Genomic DNA, 18,352 nt, shown 5'->3' with positions numbered 1-18,352 from the left:
AGAGACTCTCAATCAAGGGGTTGCGATCAAGCATCCGACTGCCGCTCAGGGCAGTCGGAGAGGCTCAACCTACAAGGCCGCGTCGATCTTTTTGGCTGCGTCTTCGCTCACCCATGCGTGCCAGACTTCAGGATGTTCCTTGAGGAAGATTTTCGCCAGTTTTGGTGACTCGATCCGCTCTTTGGCCATGCGCCCGAGGTTCTGGTTGAGCAGGTCGATTGGCAGGTTGACCTTTTCCAGCACAGCCACCAGTTCCGGGGCTTGCTCGTGGAAGACCTTGGACACGCCGACCTTGATGGTCACGCGTTTGTCCACGCCTGGTTTCTCTTCGAGTTTGACCAGGTCGACCTGGCCCATCAGCGGGGTTGGCGACCAGTAGTAGAACAGGATCGGCTCACCACGCTTGTAGCTCGACAACACCGCGGCATCCAGTGCCGGACCGGTGCCCGGACGGAAGTTGGTGTAGGTGCTTTCCAGGCCGTAGCTTTTCAGCATTTCGCTGTTATCCAGCTCACAGGTCCAGCCGGCCGGGCAGTTATAGAAACGGCCCTTGGATGGCTCTTCCTGATCCTTGAACACTGCAGCGTATTTGCCCAGATCGGCGATCGCTTTCAGGTCTGGAGCTTTAGGCTCCAGCTTGCGCTTGGCGTCGCCTTCGATCACGTAACGCGGCACGTACCAGCCTTCGACAGCACCCACGACCGGAGCGCCGATACCGACAACCTTGCCGGCCTTTTCGGCCTTGTTCCAGACTTCGCTACGACCAACCCACTCTTCGGCGAAGATTTGAATATCGTTGCTGCTCAGGGCGTTTTCCATGGTGATGGAGTTGCCCGGCAGGCTGTCGGTCTTGCAGTCGTAGCCTTTCTCCAACACGACTTGCAGCACGTCGGTCAGCAGCATGGCGCTTTCCCAGTTCAGGCCGGCAAATTTCACCGGTTTGCCCGACTCGCACCAACCAGCCGCCTGAGTGGCGCCGGCGCTGGCCAGCAGGCCCATGGAAAGCAAAGTGGTCAGCAGGGTCTTGTTCGATTTCATTGTGTGACGCTCCTAATCATGAGTTGGCTTACGGCAGTCAAGAGGCATCCAGCCCTGTCCACGTCCAATCAGGCCTGCGCCGCAGCGCGACCGGCCCCGCTATTTTTAGGTTGTACAACGCTGTCCTGCTCGACCGGCAGGATCAGTTGATCGGGTACTGCGCTGTGCCATTTTTTCGCGCACACGTAATACAGGGCTGCAGGAAGCACCAGACCGATGATCCAGGAAATATCCACACCACCCAGAGCGTCCACCAGCGGACCGGTATAGAACTTGGTAGAGATGAACGGCAGTTGCACCAGCACACCGAAGACATAGACGCTGATACCGAGGGGGTTCCAACGGCCGTAGCGACCGTTCGGATCGGCCAGCGCCGGCACGTCATAGCGCTCGCGGGTGATGCAGTAGTAGTCCACCAGGTTGATCGCGCTCCATGGCGTGAAAAAAGCCAGCAAAAACAGGATGAAGGACTTGAACGCACCGAGGAACGAGTGCTGACCGAGCAACGCGATCAGGGTCGCAGTGCCGACGATGACCAACACGAAGACCAGACGCTGCAAGCGCGTTACCCGCAGGTCACCACGGAAACCGCTGATGACGGTCGCAATGCACATGAAGCTGCCGTATGAGTTCAGCGTGGAGATGGTGACCTTGCCGAACGCGATGCTGAAGTACAGCAGCGCAGCGGTGGCACCGGTACCGCCCAGACCCACGATGTAGGCCACTTCGTGGCCGGCGAACTGCCCATTGGCCGAGGCGGCGGCAAGCACGCCGAGGATCATCGCCACCTGTGCGCCAATGACCGAACCCGCACCGGCGGCGAAAAAGGTTTTCACCGAGGAAGTCTTGCTCGGCAGGTAGCGTGAATAGTCAGCCACGTAGGGGCCGAAGGCGATCTGCCAGGACGCCGCGAGCGACACCGCGAGCAGAAAGCTGGTCCAGCTGAAGTGGCGGATTTGCAGGAGTGCGCCAACGTCAGTCTGGCTCATCAGGCGACTGAACAGGTAAACGAAGGCAATCACGCCAATGACGCTGGCGACACGGCCGATCCAATGGATCACCCGATAACCAAGCACCGTCACCAGCACGATGACACTGGCGAAGATGAGGATACCGACGCTGTCGCTGACGCCAAACAACTGGCCCAGCGCCTGGCCGGAAAGCACGGTGCCCGTCGCAGTGAAACCGAGGTACATCAGACAGACCAGCACGATCGGGATGGCCGCGCCATACACGCCGAACTGTACCCGGCTGGAGATCATCTGCGGCAGGCCAAGCTTGGGCCCTTGCGCCGCATGCAGCGCCATTACGCCCCCGCCGAGCAGTTGACCGATCAACAGACCGATCAACGACCAGAACACGTCACCGCCCAGCACCACGGCCAAGGCCCCGGTGACAATCGCGGTGATTTGCAGGTTGGCACCCATCCACAGGGTGAACTGACTCAACAGACGACCGTGTCTCTCCGCTTCCGGGATGTAGTCGATCGAACGTTTCTCGATCAACGGTTTACTGCCTGCACGATCGCTGTTAACAGCCATGATTCAACCTCTGTGGATTGTTATGGAATTCACTCGGTCCCTGTAGGAGCTGTCGAGTGAAACGAGGCTGCGATCTTTTGATCTTGATCTTCGGCGTCAGTAACGACGCCAAAAGATCGCAGCCTGCGGCAGCTCCTACAGGGTTTTGCGTTACTTGCCGGTAATCATCGGCAGGTTCAGCCCCTGTTCCTTGGCGCAGTCGATCGCGATCTGGTAACCCGCATCGGCGTGACGCATGACACCGGTAGCCGGGTCGTTGTGCAGAACGCGAGCGATACGCTCGGCCGCTTCGTCAGTACCGTCGCAGACAATCACCATGCCCGAGTGCTGGGAGAAGCCCATGCCGACGCCGCCGCCGTGGTGCAGGGAAACCCAGGTCGCGCCGCTCGCGGTGTTGAGCAGAGCGTTGAGCAGTGGCCAGTCGGACACGGCATCGGAACCGTCCTGCATGGATTCGGTTTCGCGGTTCGGGCTGGCTACCGAACCGGAGTCCAGGTGGTCGCGACCGATTACGATTGGTGCGGACAATTCACCGCTGCGAACCATTTCGTTGAACGCCAGACCGAGCTTGGCGCGCAGGCCCAGGCCAACCCAGCAGATACGTGCCGGCAGACCCTGGAAGCTGATGCGCTCACGCGCCATGTCCAGCCAGTTGTGCAGGTGCGCGTCGTCCGGGATCAGTTCTTTTACTTTGGCGTCGGTTTTGTAGATGTCTTGCGGATCGCCCGACAGTGCAGCCCAACGGAACGGGCCGATACCGCGGCAGAACAGCGGACGGATGTAAGCCGGTACGAAACCTGGGAAGTCGAATGCGTTTTCCACGCCTTCTTCTTGCGCCATCTGACGGATGTTGTTGCCGTAGTCGAAGGTCGGAATGCCCATCTTCTGGAATTCGAGCATCGCTTTAACGTGCACGGCCATCGATTGCTTGGCTGCTTTGACGACAGCGGCTGGCTCGGTCTTGGCGCGAGCGCGATATTCTTCCCAGGTCCAGCCGGCTGGCAGGTAACCGTTGAGCGGGTCGTGGGCGCTGGTCTGGTCGGTGACCATGTCCGGGCGCACGCCGCGCTTGACCAGTTCCGGCAGAATTTCAGCCGCGTTACCCAGCAGGGCGATGGAAATCGCTTTGCCTTCCTTGGTGTATTTGGCGATACGGGCCAGCGCGTCGTCGAGGTCGGTGGCTTGCTCATCGACATAACGGCTGTTCAAACGGAAATCGATGCTGACCTGCTGGCATTCGATGTTCAGCGAGCAAGCGCCGGCCAGGGTCGCGGCCAGAGGCTGAGCGCCGCCCATGCCGCCGAGGCCTGCGGTCAGGACCCAACGACCTTTCAGGTCATCGTTGTAGTGTTGGCGACCGGCTTCGACGAAGGTTTCGTAGGTGCCTTGAACGATGCCCTGGCTGCCGATGTAGATCCAGCTGCCGGCGGTCATCTGGCCGTACATGGCCAGGCCTTTGGCGTCGAGTTCGTTGAAGTGTTCCCAGCTCGCCCAGTGAGGCACCAGGTTGGAGTTGGCGATCAACACGCGCGGGGCATTGCTGTGGGTCTTGAACACGCCGACCGGCTTGCCGGATTGCACCAGCAGGGTCTCGTCGTCGTTCAGGTTGGTCAGGCTTTCGACGATCTTGTCGTAGCATTCCCAGTTACGCGCCGCACGACCGATACCACCGTAAACCACCAGTTCTTTAGGGTTCTCGGCGACTTCCGGGTCGAGGTTGTTCATCAACATGCGCAGCGGCGCTTCAGTCAGCCAGCTCTTGGCGGTCAGCGTGTTACCGCGAGCGGCACGAATTTCAACGTCACGAAACTTAGTAGGTTTCTGGGTATTGTCAGTCACGAAAAAGACTCCTCAGCGATCAATCCAAACCAACCCTGGCGGTGGGCAAGCCAGCTTGTGCGCATCGTTGCGCCCCAAGCGAATCAGTGGACGTTGCGAGGAGTCTCGATCGACTCATACGCATACGTCTTTACTTGTACATACAAGCATATGCAATCAAGCGGCCAACTTGCTGGATGAGTGTTCAAGAAAAGTTTTGAAAGGGCTGGAAAGCGCCTGGATCAAGGGTTCTGGCAAAGATGAAATTTTTCGGGGGGATTTTGCGAGGAGGGTTACAGCTGTTACTTGAGCGGGGTTTTGCGCCACGCTGGGGCGTTCGGTAACAAAGTGGTGCGCATTCGGGAACGTTGAAAAGCAAAAGATCGCAGCCTCGTTTCACTCGACAGCTCCTACAGGGGATGGCGTTCACCCTGTAGGAGCTGTCGAGTGAAACGAGGCTGCGATCTTTTAGGGATTTTGAATCAGCGTACGATCAGCTCGATCACACAGCACGGACCATTGCTGGAAACTTCCAGCAGGCCGGCGTTACCGTCGAGTTGCAGGCAATCATGGCGACCGAGTTGCGAGGCACTGTTACCGACCTTCACTTCAAGCTCGTCGGTGACACTGAATACGAGCACGGTGCCTGCCGAGCTGAAAAACCGCTGCTCGCCGTCCAGCCACTGCAATCGCGCGCTATAACGCTGCGGTGCATAAATCAGGTTGAAGTCGCGGATCGGCCCACCGAGCAATGTGCAGGAAACCTGGCTCTCGCCGCTGAAAGCAAATGGGTCCAGCGGTAACAATGGCCGAGTGTCCTGACCATCAACCCGCAAGGTCATGCCGTCGCCTTGCAGCACAGTGATCACTCGCTCATAGCCGGCGAATGTCGAGAAGCCGCCCGACTCGCCGATGTCGGCAATCGACAGGCGCCAGCCGAAACCCTCAAGGCCGGCACCTCCATCACGGGTGATTTCTTCAGTGCTGCCGCCGCCGTTTTTCCATGGCATGCGCGGGTAATCAATGGCGCGTAAAACCTTCAACTCATTCATTTATGGCTCTCTATTTATGAAACCGCCCTTCCAGACGATGACGGGAACCGGGGTGGATCAAGCGGGCGGCAGTCACTGGCTGACGGCCGGACCAGGTGCGGCGACGAATCAGCAGGCACGGCTCGCCCTTTTCAATCTGCAGCAATTTGCACTCGCTGGCCTCGGCCAGAATCGCCTCGACCACGTGCTCGCCTTCAGTCAGCGGCGCGACCTGGTTCAGATAGGCGTATGGCGTTTGCAGGGTGAAGTCCTGCTTGAGGTAGTCCGGCGCCACCAGTGCGTTGACGAAACGGTCTTCGATTTGCACCGGGATATCATTTTCGAAATGCACGATCAGCGAGTGAAAGACTTTCTGGCCTTCACGCATGTCCAGCGCCAAGGCGCGCTCGGAACCGGCGGCCTCTTCCTCGAGGGTGATGACCTTGCAGGTGTGGCGATGGCCACGGGAGGCGATTTCGTCGGCGATGTTGTGGACTTCAAACAGCGCGGACTGACTTTTCGGCTCGGCGACGAACGTGCCGACACCCTGCATGCGCACCAGCAGACCGTCGGCGGTCATCTCGCGCAGGGCGCGGTTGATGGTCATGCGGCTGAAGCCCAGTTGGTTGACCAACTCGCTTTCCGACGGAACGCGGTAGTGCGGCGGCCAGTTTCCACTGTCGATTTGCTGGGTGATCATTTGTTTGACACGGGCGTACAAGGGCGCCGGACTGTCGCCCATGTGTGCGGCCAACGGAGAGACTGCAGGCGGAGTCGGCACGGTTAATCCTTGTTCGTTGAAGAGAGGTTACTAGCTTGCCGGAGTTTACCGAGCAGGCAAACGTCTGTATATGTATATACAAATAACACACGATGGGGTGCTGAACCATGTCCGCCTTCTTTGCCGAACGCGCGCTGCTGCCTAGTGGATGGGCCAACAATGTACGTCTTGAGGTCAGCGCCAATGGCGTGTTGACCCATATCCAGGCCGATTCCAATGCAGATGGCGCCGAACGGCTAAGCGGTCCGCTGCTGCCGGGTATGCCGAATTTACACTCCCACGCCTTCCAGCGCGCCATGGCCGGGCTGGCGGAAGTGGCGGGTAATCCGAATGACAGTTTCTGGACCTGGCGCGATTTGATGTATCGCCTCGTCGGAAAAATCAGCCCGGACCAACTCGGCGTCATCGCCCGTCAGCTGTACATCGAAATGCTCAAGGCCGGTTACACCTCGGTCGCGGAATTTCATTACGTACACCACGACACCAACGGCCAGCCTTACGCGGACCCGGCCGAGCTGGCGCTGCGCATCAGCCAGGCCGCCAGTTCCGCCGGGATCGGCCTGACCCTGCTGCCGGTGCTCTACAGCCATTCCGGTTTCGGCGGCCAGGCCCCGAACGAAGGCCAGCGCCGCTTTATCAACAGCACCGAAAACTACCTCAAGCTTCAGTCGCGCTTGCAGCCGATCCTGGCGCAGCAACCGGCGCAGTCACTGGGTTTGTGTTTCCACTCGTTGCGCGCGGTAACACCACAGCAAATCAGCGAAGTCCTGGCCGCCAGCGACAAGCAGTGCCCGGTGCACATTCACATTGCCGAACAGCAGAAAGAAGTCGATGACTGCCTGAGCTGGAGCGGTCGCCGTCCGCTGCAATGGCTGTACGAAAACACCGAGGTCGATCAACGCTGGTGCCTGGTTCACGCGACCCACGCCAACCCGGAAGAAGTCTCGCTGATGGCCAAGAGTCGCGCCATCGCCGGCTTGTGCCTGACGACTGAAGCCAACCTCGGCGACGGTATCTTCCCGGCGGTGGATTTCCTCGCTCAGGGCGGGCGCATGGGCATCGGTTCCGACAGCCATGTGTCTTTGAGCGTGGTGGAAGAATTGCGTTGGCTGGAATACGGCCAGCGTCTGCGCGACCAACGGCGTAATCGTTTGTATGGCGCGGATCAGCCGATGGTTGGCCGCACGTTGTACGACGCGGCACTGGATGGCGGCGCTCAAGCGCTGGGTCAGTCGATTGGTGCGCTGGAAGTTGGCAAACGTGCGGATTGGCTGGTGCTGGATGGCAACGATCCGTACCTGGCGACAGCCAGTGGCGACGGGATTCTCAATCGTTGGCTGTTTGCCGGTGGTGATCGCCAGGTGCGGGATGTGCTGGTCAATGGCCAGTGGGTTGTGCGCGACGGGCGTCATGCGGACGAAGAAGCAAGTAACCGCGCCTTCACCCAAGTCCTGCGCGACTTGCTCGGTTAAAAGCAAAAGATCGCAGCCTTCGGCAGCTCCTACAGAATCACTTGATCCCTGTAGGAGCTGCCGAAGGCTGCGATCTTTTTTCAGCCGCGCAGTTAGTTCGAGGTCTTGGCCATCTGCGTGTCTGTCGCGCGCCAGATCAGCCGCGTAGTGTCGTAACCTTGCTGACGTGCCTTGCTCAGCAGTTCTTCACGCGCTACGCCATTGACCGTCGGGGTCCGTGACAGCAGCCACAGATACTTGCGGCTCGGATCGCCAACAATGGCGGTCTTGTAGTCATCACTGACATACAACACCCAGTACTCACCCTTCGACACACCCGGAATCAGCCGCGAAAACCAAGTATCGAACTCGACCCACAGCTTGTCGGTTTTGCCCGGGTCCTGTGGCCAGGCCGTGCCTTTGGCCTCTTCCCACTGCCAGTCCGCCGTCAGGCAGCGATTGAGCACCAACACCTTGCCGTCAGGCTTGAGCGTGTAATGGGCTTCGGATTGCGCGCAGTTGCGCTGGAAATACATCGGCAGACGAGCCAACTCGTACCAGGTCCCTTGGTACTTCTTGAGATTGACGCTATTGGCGGTTTTCGGTGCCAACGGATCGACGCCAGACGTGGCGCAGCCGGCCAATACCAGGCCGGCTAAAAGGACTATCAATAACCGCTTCATTGTTTTTCTCCCGTGGGCGTATAACCCCGGATTACTTCAGGCCTTGGCCAGAAAACATCAGCACTTTGTCACCGGCGTACTGCACGCTGATAAAGCTGTTTTTGTCGCCCCAGGTGCAACTGGACATGCCGAGCGCGCCCGAGCAATCGGCGGGTTTGCCCAGCAAGGTTTCTACTTCGGCCTTGGGCATGCCTGACGACAGCTTCGAGTAGTTTTCCTGATTAACCTTGCTGCACGCGGCCAACAACACGCAGAACGAAAGCAGGGCAATAGAACGCAGCGACATGGTGTAGCTCCTGGGGCGAAGGGGAATGGCATGGCTGCCAAGCAGAAGCTTAGAAGAGAAAACCCCTGTCTGGTTCCCTGGCCGGCCGGCTATTTGTTGGGCCGCTCGTCTACCTTTTTTCGAAAAATCAGCAACTTTCTTTCGCTATTGAGTATTTCGTCGGTTTTCGCAAAAAGCTGCCTAATCTTTGGCGCCGGTCAGTCGACATAAAAGCAGCGCAAAGCCCACGACTGTGGCAAATTGACGCCCCTTTGTTGACCAGCCTCTCCGCGGTAGCTCATTTAATGACCAGAAACATGAAGTTCAGCCACAAGATCTTGTTGGCTGCCGCCCTCGTGGTGGCCGTTGCATTCGCTTGTTTCATCCTCTTCAACGACTACCGCCAGCGGCAAACCCTGCGCAGCAGTACCGAATCCTCGATGCAGGAACTCGGCAGCCTGACCAGCAGCAACATCCAGACCTGGCTGGAAAGCCGCATGCAGTTGCTGCAATCGCTGTCCCAGCAGATCGCCGTGGACGGCAGCGCCCTGGCCAACCTCAAGCGCGCCATCGACCTGCCGGCCTACACCAGTAATTTTCAGTTGAGCTACTTCGGTGGCACCGATGGCGTGATGTTTTCGGTCCCGGCCGGCAATCGAGCGGCGGATTACGACCCCCGCGCCCGTGGCTGGTACAAGGCGGCCAACGGTGCGCAACAGACCATCGTCACCGAACCTTATATCGCCGCGTCGTCGGGCAAACTGGTGATCACCGTCGCCACGCCAGTGAAACATCAGAATCAAATGATCGGCGTCGCCGGGGCAGACATCGACCTGTCCAGCGTCAGCGCGATCATCAACTCGCTGAACTTCGGAGGCCACGGCCATGCGTTTATTGTCAGCGCCGACGGCAAAATCCTGATCCACCCGGACAGCAAACTGGTGCTCAAGAGCCTGACCGACGCCTACCCGAACGGCGCGCCGAAAGTCAGCCCTGGCATGAAAGAAGTCGAGATCGACGGCAAGACTCAATTCATCTCCTTTACCCACGTCAATGGTGTGCCCTCGGCAGACTGGTACGTGGCGCTGGTGCTGGATCAGGACACCGCGTTCGCGATGCTCAGCGAATTTCGCACCTCGGCGATCATCGCCATGGTCATTGCCGTGGTGATCATCATCGCGTTGCTGGGCATGCTGATCAGCTTCTTGATGCAACCGCTGTTGACCATGGGCCGCGCCATGCATGACATCGCCGAAGGCGAAGGTGACCTGACCAAACGCCTGACCATTCACGGCCACGACGAATTCGGTGCACTGGGCACCTCGTTCAACCGTTTTGTGGAGCGTATTCACACGTCGATTCGCGAAGTGTCCTCGGCCACCGGCCAGGTCAACGAAGTCGCCTTGCGTGTGGTTGCCGCGTCGAACTCGTCGATGTTCAACTCCGACCAGCAAGCCTCGCGCACCAGCAGCGTGGCCGCCGCCATCAACGAGCTGGGCGCCGCTGCCCAGGAAATCGCCCAGAACGCCGCCCTCGCCTCTCAGCATTCGAGCGATGCTCGCGCATTGGCCGAGGATGGCCAGCAAGTCGTCGATAAAACCATCGCAGCGATGCAGCAGCTCTCGGCGAAGATCAGCGATTCGTGCGGCAACATCGAAACGCTTAACAGCAACACCGTAAACATCGGGCAGATTCTGGAAGTGATTACCAGCATCTCCCAGCAGACCAACCTGCTGGCACTCAACGCCGCCATCGAAGCGGCCCGTGCCGGTGAAGCCGGTCGCGGTTTTGCCGTGGTAGCGGACGAGGTGCGTAACCTCGCGCACCGTACTCAGGATTCGGCGCAACAAGTGCAGAAGATGATCGAGGAACTGCAAGTCGGCGCCCGGGAAGCCGTGATCACCATGACCGACAGCCAGCGCCAAAGCGAAAGCAGTGTCGGTATTGCCAACCAGGCTGGTGAACGTCTGGGCAGCGTGACCCAGCGTATTGGTGAAATCGACGGAATGAATCAGTCGGTGGCCACTGCGACGGAAGAGCAAACGGCGGTGGTGGAGTCGATCAACGTCGACATTACCGAGATCAACACGCTGAATCAGGAAGGCGTGGAGAACTTGCAGTCGACCTTGCGCGCGTGTGCGGATCTTGAGCAACAGGCGGCGCGGTTGAAGCAGTTGGTGGGTAGCTTCCGGATCTGACAGCCCGTCACTGATCGTTCCCACGCTCTGGTCTGCACCCCAAAAGTTGGACGCTCCGCGTTCGGCTTTGGAAGGGACGCGGAGCGTCCCGGACTGCATCCTTTGCTGCGCGTGGGAACGATCAAACGCCGGTCGACACAACCTGACGCAAGACTGAATTAAGACTAAACTCGGTCCTACTTAATCTGACGGGGTTCATTCCATGAAGCTTTCATCTCAAATCAAGCCGATCAGCTACCTGAAAAGCCACGCGGCCGAAATCGTCAAAACGATCACAGAAAGCAGAGAGCCTTTGGTCATCACCCAAAATGGTGAAGCCAAGCTCGTGGTCATGGATGTGAAAAGTTTTGAAGAACAAGAAGACACCATGGCCCTGTTAAAGCTCTTGGCGATGGGTAATCGTGAGATTGAAGAAGGTAAATTCCGGGATGCCGAAGATGTCTTTGCAGAGCTGGACAGGGTCGACCATCAATGAGTTTTAAGGTCGTCATTCTTCAGTCAGCCGAAACAGACCTCAAAGAACTCCGTACCTATCTCACCAAGCACTTCTCTGCCCAGACCTGGCAAAGCACCTATGCCAGCCTGAAGGCTGCAATTCGCCATTTGGAGTCCTTGCCCTATGCAGGGGCAATCCCGGAAGAAATCGAGAAGCTCAATCTCAGCCAGTATCGACAAATTCTCTCAGGAATGAACCGCGTCATTTATGAAGTGCGAGAGCAAACGGTCTACATCCACATCGTTGCCGATACGCGGAAAAATTTGCCAACACTGCTGATGAAGCGACTGTTGCAAGGCAATCCCTAAGTTCAGGGCGTGTTCAGAAACGCGACCCTGGCCCGCTCAGAAACTCCAGCTCTTCAGCCGTAGACTCCCGCCCCAACACCGCATTGCGATGCGGAAACCGCCCAAACCGCGCAATCACTTTCTGATGCCGCTCGGCATAATCCAGGTTATCGGCAAGCACCGCCCGATCAGCCTCAGGCTGCTGCGCCACCAGCTCGATAAACCGCGAAACCGCTTCGTTCTGCACCGCCAGATTCTCGCAATGCTCAAACACCAGATAGATGAATACCCGCTGTATGGGCCGCAACTGCCGATCGAAATCAGCAGCAATGCCTTGCGCCACCAGTGCCTGAGCCCTGAGATCGCCGGAAAAGGATTTGGGAGTATCGCGAAAGATCATTCGCGGGAGTTGATCGAGTAGCAGCACCAGGGCCAGCCAACCTTCGGGACGTTGCACCCAGTCAGTCAATCCGCCGGCCAGTGCCTGCTCGACCCAGTCCCCGAAACGCGTTTGCGCTTCGAGGTCCTGGCTGTCGCGCTTGCCGAACCATAACTTGCCCTTGTCAGCCGCTATCTCGTGGGGGGATTCGAGCGTTCCGAACCACCATTCGAGCAACGGCTGCCAGGGCGCGGTCATGGTTTATTCCTTGTGGTAAGCCGTGACGCGTTCGACTTCTTCTTTCGAACCGAGGAACACCGCGACACGCTGGTGCAAGCCGTCAGGCTTGATGTCGAGGATGCGCTGATGGCCATCGGTGGAAGCGCCACCAGCCTGTTCAACCAGGAACGACATCGGGTTGGCTTCGTACATCAGACGCAGCTTGCCCGGCTTGGAGGGTTCGCGGCTGTCGCGTGGGTACATGAACAGACCACCACGGGTCAGGATGCGGTGCACGTCCGCGACCATCGCGGCGACCCAGCGCATGTTGTAGTTCTTTTTCAGCGGGCCTTCTTCGCCAGCCAGCAGTTCGCCGACGTAGCGTTGTACCGGCGCTTCCCAGTGACGCTGGTTGGAGGCGTTGATCGCGAATTCCTGAGTGGAGGCCGGAATCTGGATGTCTTCATGGGTCAGCACGAAACTGCCCATTTCACGGTCCAGGGTGAAGCCTTTTACGCCGTCGCCCAAGGTCAGCACCAGCATGGTCTGCGGGCCGTAGATGGCATAACCGGCGGCTACCTGCTCGGTGCCTGGCTGCAGGAAGGCCTTTTCGTTCAAGGCTTCGTTCTGGCTCAGGTATTCGCTCGGGCAACGCAGCACCGAGAAGATAGTACCGACCGGTGCGTTGATATCGATGTTCGACGAGCCGTCCAGTGGGTCGAATACCAGCAAGTACGCGCCTTTCGGGTATTTGCCCGGAATCTGGTAGGCATTGTCCATTTCTTCGGACGCCATGCCGGCCAGGTGACCGCCCCATTCGTTGGCTTCCAGCAGGATCTCGTTGGAGATCACGTCGAGTTTCTTCTGCACTTCGCCTTGGACGTTTTCGGTGCCCATGCTGCCCAGAACACCACCGAGGGCGCCTTTGGACACGGCGTGGCTGATTTCCTTGCAGGCGCGCGCCACCACTTCGATCAGGAAACGCAGATCGGCAGGGGTGTTGTTGCTACGGGTCTGCTCAATCAAATAGCGACTCAGGGTAACGCGGGACATGGAAGGCTCCGGTGGAATGGGGGGGCTAAAAACCCGCGCAGTTTAACGCGAGTCGGGGCGCATTTCCTCCTATCAGACGTGTTACACCCAATAGAGTTCATGCGCCCGGTTGAGCGTAGTTCGAAACCGCCCGGATGTGCACCGGGCGTTGCTGCCAGTTTCAAGGCTTGAGCGGAGGCTTGCGCAACAGACTGAATGCCATCGCGGCCAGAAACAAAACACTGAGCAGCAACACCGCCCACAACCCGAACTTCTTCCAGTTTGTGTCCATCGTCGCAGCCGTGGTCACGGTCGACGCCGGCGTGACCACCGCCCCGCCCTCCACCGTAGCCTTGCCCAATGTCGCCAACTTTGCAGCGCTGTAATCCGGAATCAACGTCGACAGCGGCAGGTTCGCCGCCTTCACCGTGGCACTTCCCAGCGCAAGCGTATAAGGCCCCGCCCCGCGCGCCAGGAACACCAATTGAATGGAGCGCACAGCGAACCGCACAGTCGGTGCCTCAGCCCCCAGACCGCCGCCGCGTTCGTCCACCGTCAGCTTCAACTGCTGCACGGTTTGCCCCGACAGCTGCAATTCGTTCTGCACCACGTCCTGGCCACTCTGGGTCAGGCGATAGAGCAAACCACTGCTCAGCGGCTGCCACGGCAGGCTGCTTTCCCGACGACCGGACAAGGTCACGGGCGCCAAACTGTTGGGCTGACTCAACTCGACCTGCAAGCGCTCGACATTCAGTCCCATGGGTAATTGCCAGGTGTATTCACCGGCCTTCACGCTGCTACCGGCCAGCGGTTGCGACCAGGCCAGCGGTAGCGGCAGGCTGCGGGTCTTGGCGCTTTGCAGTTGCGCCGAGGTCAATGTCGGGGCCGATTGCGGCGTGTTCCACAGCAAGCGCAGATAACGGGCCGTCTGACCCGGCAGGGCGACTTCATGTTGCTCGACCCGCTCGTCGGCGAACGTCAGGCGTGCCACCTGTCCTTCGCCCCATGACTGCCAATGTTGCAAGTCGTCGCTGGCTTCGATGGTGAAACGCTGGAAGCCATCGCGTTCGCTGGTCCAGTCGAGGATCAACTGCTGCAACGGTGCTTTGATGCTGCTGGCGTCGAGCAACCAACCGCGCAGCATTTCTTCGCCCGCCTCCAACTGACTGGACGGTTGCACTTCGACCAGCGTGCCATTGGCGCTCGATTGCACCCGCACGCTCGGTGCGTGCTCGGTGGAATCCGCCGAGTTGTACAGCGGGAACCATTTCACGTCGGTCAGGGTGCGATTGTCGCTGGTCTGCGCCGGAGCGCGCGCCAAGGCATACGCCTGAGCCTCACCGGCGGCGTTGAACACGCGCACATCGCTGAGATCGGTTTGCCGTGCATTCAATTGCACGCTCAACGGCAATTCGAGGCGATACCACGGACCTTCGCCGCTGACCGACAACGGCACCTGTGTGGCGAAGTCCGCCAATTTTTCCTGAGCACTGGCCGACAGCGCCACACCCAGCGCAACAGCGCCCAACCAGACAAGGTTCAGCTTCTGACTCAAGACGACACTCCTTCGGTTTGCGGGGCCGGTTTTTCAGCCTCCGGCACAGCATCAAAGCGCTTGGGCGGCAACGGGGCGAAATAGCCCACCACCAACAGCAACACGCCAACGCCGATAAACGAGACGATCCGGGCGAGTCCGCCGCGGTTACTCAATTCGACAAAGAACAGTTTGAACACCACCACACCGATCAGCGCCGCACCGATCAGCCAGACTTCACGGCGATGACGCAGATGGCCGCCGATCATCAGACTCAGGGCCATCAAGGTCCAGACGATGGACAGACCGGCCTGCACCAGCATGGATTCGAGCAACGCCTCCAGCTCGAACGGCACATCGCCCCAATGGTGGGCCGTGCGCATCACCAGCGCAGTAAAGAACACAAACAGTGAGGCGCCAGCGATCAGTTGCGTGGCGTGTTCGGCATAGTCCTTGCGAATCGCCAGTTGCGTCACGGCGCTGCGGGACCACACGTAGACGCCGAACAGCGCAAACAGCAGACCCAACTCCAGCGGGTTGATCAGGGGCACGTAAGGCAACGGCTCGGCGGTGCCGTCGCTGACGACGTTCGCCAGCCAGAACCAGCCGAGCATCAGCAACGCCAGCGGTGCCGCCGCGTACACACGGTATTCGCGCGAATAAGCCGACACCGGCCATGGCCATGCACGGGGTGCCGCCATCAGCACCAGATACAGGCTCGGCAGAATCGCCCAACCCAACCAGCGCCAGGCGTTGTATTGCTCGGACAACAGCAACAGGCCGTAACGCAGCTCCAAGGCCAGCACACCGATCAACAGCCAGCAGCCGAGCACGTGCGCGGTACTGAGGGCGCGGGCCGGCAACATCGGCGCCAAACGCCGCAGGGAGATGAAATGCACAACGAACACGGCCGCCCATACCAGCCATCCGAAGTTGGCCGCCGGGTGATAACGCGAGTGCCACGCAGCCAGCAACACCAAACCGGCCGCAGGTATCAGCAAGGTGCAGAGCAAGCCCAGCGACGACCAATTCAAACGCAACGCCAAGACTGTCCACAGCGCCACACTCACTGCCGCAACCGCCAGCAACAACGTCGCTTGCAGATTCAACGGTGCCAAGCGCAGTACTTCACTCACCCACGCCAGCGCCCACCACCCTGCGCCCCACACCAGCAGCACTTCGGACAAACGCTGCAAGCTCAGCACATCGAAGGCCGAGGCATGGTTGCCGAGCTGCAAGCGCCAGGCGCCAACCATCGCAGCCAAACCCAACACCAGCGGTGTCCAGAAACCGCTATGAGCCAGAGGCTTCAACCCTTCGCTCGCAAGCGGTCCGAGCAAATCAGGCCCGGCCATCAGGAACGCCGCGCCGCCGATGACCTGCAACAGCAATCCGAAGACAAAACTCACGCGCTGCTTGAGGTACAGACTCAGCCAGATGATGAACAGACCGCTGGCCGCCCACACCGCACTCGCCGTTTGCCAAGGCAGGACGAACAGCACCGCCAGATTGATCAACACCAGACCGGCGAGCAGCAGCACCGACAAGCCGCGCAGCAATCGCACGTCGCTTCGGACCATCTCATCGCGCGCCGCCAGCAACATGCCAGCGATCAGCGCCAGGCCGATCAACGACGCGCTCAGCAGACCGCTCCAACCCGCACGGAACACGGCGCCAGACTCACCGCTCGAACCCTGCAGCCGCAGCAGGAACAACGCACCGCCGAGCAACTGCACGGCGAATGCGGTGAACAGGAAGGTGCGCGACTGCAGACGCAAGCCAACAAACAACGTCGCCAACCCCGCCAGCGCCCAACTGATCGCCGTGCCGTGAATGAAGAAGAACAACGGCGCCTGCAGATAGAGGAAGGTCAGTCCGAGGCAGGCCAACACCGGCAGCCCTTTGCGCTCCCAGTCCGACGTCTGCTCGGGCAAGGCTTTGCGCAACTGGTAGAAACTGAACAGCAATGCCACGCCAAGCATCAACGCACCGAGCGGCGCACCGTCGAGCAGGCTGCTTTCACCGATTCGCAGCTCACTGATAAACGCCAACGCCGAGCCCAGTTGCAGCAGCAAGGCAAAAGCTCGGGCCAGCGGTCGTTGCTGACGCAGGCCGAGCCAGAAGATGCCGGCGCCTTCGACGGCCCAGGCAGCAGCGGTCCAGCGCGCATCGAGCCCCAACGGAATCGCGAGGCTGGCGAAGATCACCCCCAGCGCCATACAGGTTTCCGCCAGCAACAACGCTCGTCCGCCCATCAGCAGCCGCGCCAGGCCCATGTAAATCATGCCCAATGCCAACGCGCTGAAGGCTGCGGCAAACTCGAGATGCTGAACCAGTGCGAATTGCAAACCGAAGCCCACCAACGGAGGACCGAACAGCATTGTGCCGTCGACGTAATCGCCCTTGCGCGCCGACCAATTCAGCAGTGCTTCACGGTTGCCGTCCTCGGGCGCGTCGCTCATGTCCAGCAACGTGCGCCGGGCGAACAGCAGACCAATGGCCAGGTACATCAGGAAAAACACAATCAGGAACGGATCAGTGCTCCATAACAGTTCCGGGGTATAGGAACGCAGGCCCCAGGCGAAACCGATGCCGAAGGTGCCGACGAAACCGATCAGGTTAAGCAACCGCCAGGCCTTGAACCAGGCAATGGCGAGGATGCCGGCGTTGAGCAAGGCGAAGTAGCTGAACAGCGCGACATGGTTGCCGGCACCGGTGGAGGTCAGGATCGGCGCCGCGAAACCACCGAGTGCCGCAGCGGCAGCCAGGCCCAAGGCATCCTGGGTGATGGCAAGAATCGCCGAGAACACCGTCACCGCAACCAGCAGACCTAACGCCGCCGTAGGATCGAGCAGCGGATGCAGGCGCATCGCAGCAAACACGGTCAGGTACAACACCGCGATCCCGGTGCCCTGCAACATCAACGCGTAATGGCTGTTGCGTGCTCTAAGCCACCAACCCAGTCCCAGAAGACCCAATGCCGCCGCCGCAACACCGGCGTAACGCAACTCGATCGGCACCACCATGCCTTCGGTGGCGTAACGCAGCAGGAAGGCCAAGCCGAGAAATAACAGCACCACACCGACCCGCAGCACCGTGTTGCCGCCGAACAGCCAGTTGCGGGCGCCACTGATGGCGCGGTCGATGAAGTTCGGACCACGTGGGATGGCGGGTTGTTGCGGCTCGCGGGCGACCGGTTCGGGTTTCCAGGCATCAAGGGGCACTGGACGGCTAGCTTCGGCGGCGGCCGCGGTAATCGGTTCCAGTTCGGGAGGGAGTTCCCAGATCAGCTCCGGGGCTTCGACAGGGATTTCGTCGAGAGTGAACTCAGGAGACGGCGCAGATTCGTGGGTTTCCGGCGTCTTGACGCCTGACACTTCCAGCAATGACAGCCGTTGCTGCAGCGCATTCAGCGCGATCTGAGCCTGATCAAGTAGCTTACGTTGCTCCTCAGCCTGTGAACCCAAGCGACCAATGCGAATGGCCTGGCCAATACCCAACCCGAGCAGCGCGCCCAGCAGCGCATCGCTGAACGACTCGTCGAGTAGCCAGCCCAGCACCAGCCCAATCAGCATGAACATCCATTGCATGGTCGATAT

At 59.7% G+C, this 18,352-nt stretch carries 15 protein-coding genes; 4 read left to right on the top strand and 11 right to left on the bottom strand.

Going from position 1 to position 18,352, the window contains the following annotated elements; all coding sequences use genetic code 11:
• Positions 1 to 69: 69 nt before the first annotated feature.
• The 5 genes from ACA059_RS01690 to hutC all read right to left on the bottom strand — a co-directional run bounded on the left by ACA059_RS01690 (position 70) and on the right by hutC (position 6,170).
• On the bottom strand, positions 70 to 1,038 hold the full coding sequence (locus ACA059_RS01690; protein WP_497632464.1) for an ABC transporter substrate-binding protein: 969 nt from the start codon (positions 1,036 to 1,038) through the stop codon (positions 70 to 72).
• A 68-nt stretch (positions 1,039 to 1,106) separates the two neighbouring features.
• Positions 1,107 to 2,579, bottom strand: a complete 1,473-nt coding sequence (locus tag ACA059_RS01685; RefSeq protein ID WP_497632463.1) for a purine-cytosine permease family protein — start codon at positions 2,577 to 2,579, stop codon at positions 1,107 to 1,109.
• Between the two features lie 150 nt (positions 2,580 to 2,729).
• Positions 2,730 to 4,418, bottom strand: a complete 1,689-nt coding sequence (gene hutU / locus ACA059_RS01680; protein ID WP_497632462.1) for a urocanate hydratase — start codon at positions 4,416 to 4,418, stop codon at positions 2,730 to 2,732.
• A gap of 461 nt (positions 4,419 to 4,879) precedes the next feature.
• On the bottom strand, positions 4,880 to 5,449 hold the full coding sequence (locus ACA059_RS01675; protein ID WP_497632461.1) for a HutD/Ves family protein: 570 nt from the start codon (positions 5,447 to 5,449) through the stop codon (positions 4,880 to 4,882).
• 10 nt (positions 5,450 to 5,459) lie between these two features.
• Positions 5,460 to 6,170: a histidine utilization transcriptional repressor HutC gene (gene hutC, locus ACA059_RS01670; protein ID WP_177326944.1), complete on the bottom strand. Its 711-nt coding sequence runs from the start codon at positions 6,168 to 6,170 to the stop codon at positions 5,460 to 5,462.
• A gap of 146 nt (positions 6,171 to 6,316) precedes the next feature.
• Between hutC and ACA059_RS01665 the strand changes: the two genes are divergently transcribed.
• Positions 6,317 to 7,681 (top strand): formimidoylglutamate deiminase, encoded by a 1,365-nt coding sequence (locus ACA059_RS01665; protein ID WP_497632459.1) that lies wholly within the window; start codon positions 6,317 to 6,319, stop codon positions 7,679 to 7,681.
• Positions 7,682 to 7,773: 92 nt separating this feature from the next.
• Here ACA059_RS01665 and ACA059_RS01660 read toward each other — a convergent pair whose 3' ends face one another.
• Together ACA059_RS01660 and ACA059_RS01655 are read right to left on the bottom strand one after the other, a co-directional pair.
• Positions 7,774 to 8,343, bottom strand: a complete 570-nt coding sequence (locus ACA059_RS01660; RefSeq protein WP_497632458.1) for a lipocalin family protein — start codon at positions 8,341 to 8,343, stop codon at positions 7,774 to 7,776.
• Between the two features lie 31 nt (positions 8,344 to 8,374).
• Positions 8,375 to 8,629, bottom strand: coding sequence for a lipoprotein (locus ACA059_RS01655; protein ID WP_046052167.1), 255 nt, complete (start codon positions 8,627 to 8,629; stop codon positions 8,375 to 8,377).
• A gap of 284 nt (positions 8,630 to 8,913) precedes the next feature.
• Between ACA059_RS01655 and ACA059_RS01650 the strand changes: the two genes are divergently transcribed.
• The 3 genes from ACA059_RS01650 (at position 8,914) to ACA059_RS01640 (ending at position 11,610) form a co-directional block, all read left to right on the top strand.
• The gene (locus ACA059_RS01650; protein WP_497632457.1) at positions 8,914 to 10,806 is read left to right on the top strand and encodes a methyl-accepting chemotaxis protein; all 1,893 of its coding nucleotides are present in this window, start codon (positions 8,914 to 8,916) and stop codon (positions 10,804 to 10,806) included.
• Positions 10,807 to 11,008: 202 nt separating this feature from the next.
• A complete protein-coding gene (locus ACA059_RS01645; protein ID WP_095127543.1) occupies positions 11,009 to 11,281 on the top strand; it encodes a type II toxin-antitoxin system Phd/YefM family antitoxin in 273 nt (90 codons plus the stop codon).
• A complete protein-coding gene (locus ACA059_RS01640) occupies positions 11,278 to 11,610 on the top strand; it encodes a type II toxin-antitoxin system RelE/ParE family toxin (RefSeq protein ID WP_497632456.1) in 333 nt (110 codons plus the stop codon). The genes ACA059_RS01645 and ACA059_RS01640 overlap by 4 nt, the downstream gene beginning before the upstream one ends.
• A gap of 13 nt (positions 11,611 to 11,623) precedes the next feature.
• Here ACA059_RS01640 and ACA059_RS01635 read toward each other — a convergent pair whose 3' ends face one another.
• The 4 genes from ACA059_RS01635 to ACA059_RS01620 all read right to left on the bottom strand — a co-directional run bounded on the left by ACA059_RS01635 (position 11,624) and on the right by ACA059_RS01620 (position 18,343).
• Positions 11,624 to 12,226: a DUF924 family protein gene (locus ACA059_RS01635; protein ID WP_497632455.1), complete on the bottom strand. Its 603-nt coding sequence runs from the start codon at positions 12,224 to 12,226 to the stop codon at positions 11,624 to 11,626.
• A 3-nt stretch (positions 12,227 to 12,229) separates the two neighbouring features.
• Positions 12,230 to 13,240, bottom strand: a complete 1,011-nt coding sequence (locus tag ACA059_RS01630) for a class 1 fructose-bisphosphatase (RefSeq protein WP_497632454.1) — start codon at positions 13,238 to 13,240, stop codon at positions 12,230 to 12,232.
• 160 nt (positions 13,241 to 13,400) lie between these two features.
• A complete protein-coding gene (locus tag ACA059_RS01625; RefSeq protein ID WP_497632453.1) occupies positions 13,401 to 14,774 on the bottom strand; it encodes a DUF3999 domain-containing protein in 1,374 nt (457 codons plus the stop codon).
• The gene (locus ACA059_RS01620) at positions 14,771 to 18,343 is read right to left on the bottom strand and encodes a DUF2339 domain-containing protein (RefSeq protein ID WP_497632452.1); all 3,573 of its coding nucleotides are present in this window, start codon (positions 18,341 to 18,343) and stop codon (positions 14,771 to 14,773) included. Before ACA059_RS01620 ends, ACA059_RS01625 begins: the two co-directional genes overlap by 4 nt.
• Between the last annotated feature and the right edge of the window lie 9 nt (positions 18,344 to 18,352).

Source organism: Pseudomonas sp. LBUM1647, from assembly GCF_059716175.1.
This window is presented reverse-complemented; position numbering and strand designations above follow the sequence as displayed.

Coding starts and splice junctions, on each gene's coding strand:
- ACA059_RS01690 (WP_497632464.1), bottom strand. CDS start 1,038: ATGAAATCGAACAAGACCCTGCTGACCACTTTGCTTTCCATGGGCCTG.
- ACA059_RS01685 (WP_497632463.1), bottom strand. CDS start 2,579: ATGGCTGTTAACAGCGATCGTGCAGGCAGTAAACCGTTGATCGAGAAA.
- ACA059_RS01675 (WP_497632461.1), bottom strand. CDS start 5,449: ATGAATGAGTTGAAGGTTTTACGCGCCATTGATTACCCGCGCATGCCA.
- hutC (WP_177326944.1), bottom strand. CDS start 6,170: ATGGGCGACAGTCCGGCGCCCTTGTACGCCCGTGTCAAACAAATGATC.
- ACA059_RS01665 (WP_497632459.1), top strand. CDS start 6,317: ATGTCCGCCTTCTTTGCCGAACGCGCGCTGCTGCCTAGTGGATGGGCC.
- ACA059_RS01660 (WP_497632458.1), bottom strand. CDS start 8,343: ATGAAGCGGTTATTGATAGTCCTTTTAGCCGGCCTGGTATTGGCCGGC.
- ACA059_RS01655 (WP_046052167.1), bottom strand. CDS start 8,629: ATGTCGCTGCGTTCTATTGCCCTGCTTTCGTTCTGCGTGTTGTTGGCC.
- ACA059_RS01650 (WP_497632457.1), top strand. CDS start 8,914: ATGACCAGAAACATGAAGTTCAGCCACAAGATCTTGTTGGCTGCCGCC.
- ACA059_RS01645 (WP_095127543.1), top strand. CDS start 11,009: ATGAAGCTTTCATCTCAAATCAAGCCGATCAGCTACCTGAAAAGCCAC.
- ACA059_RS01640 (WP_497632456.1), top strand. CDS start 11,278: ATGAGTTTTAAGGTCGTCATTCTTCAGTCAGCCGAAACAGACCTCAAA.
- ACA059_RS01635 (WP_497632455.1), bottom strand. CDS start 12,226: ATGACCGCGCCCTGGCAGCCGTTGCTCGAATGGTGGTTCGGAACGCTC.
- ACA059_RS01630 (WP_497632454.1), bottom strand. CDS start 13,240: ATGTCCCGCGTTACCCTGAGTCGCTATTTGATTGAGCAGACCCGTAGC.
- ACA059_RS01620 (WP_497632452.1), bottom strand. CDS start 18,343: ATGCAATGGATGTTCATGCTGATTGGGCTGGTGCTGGGCTGGCTACTC.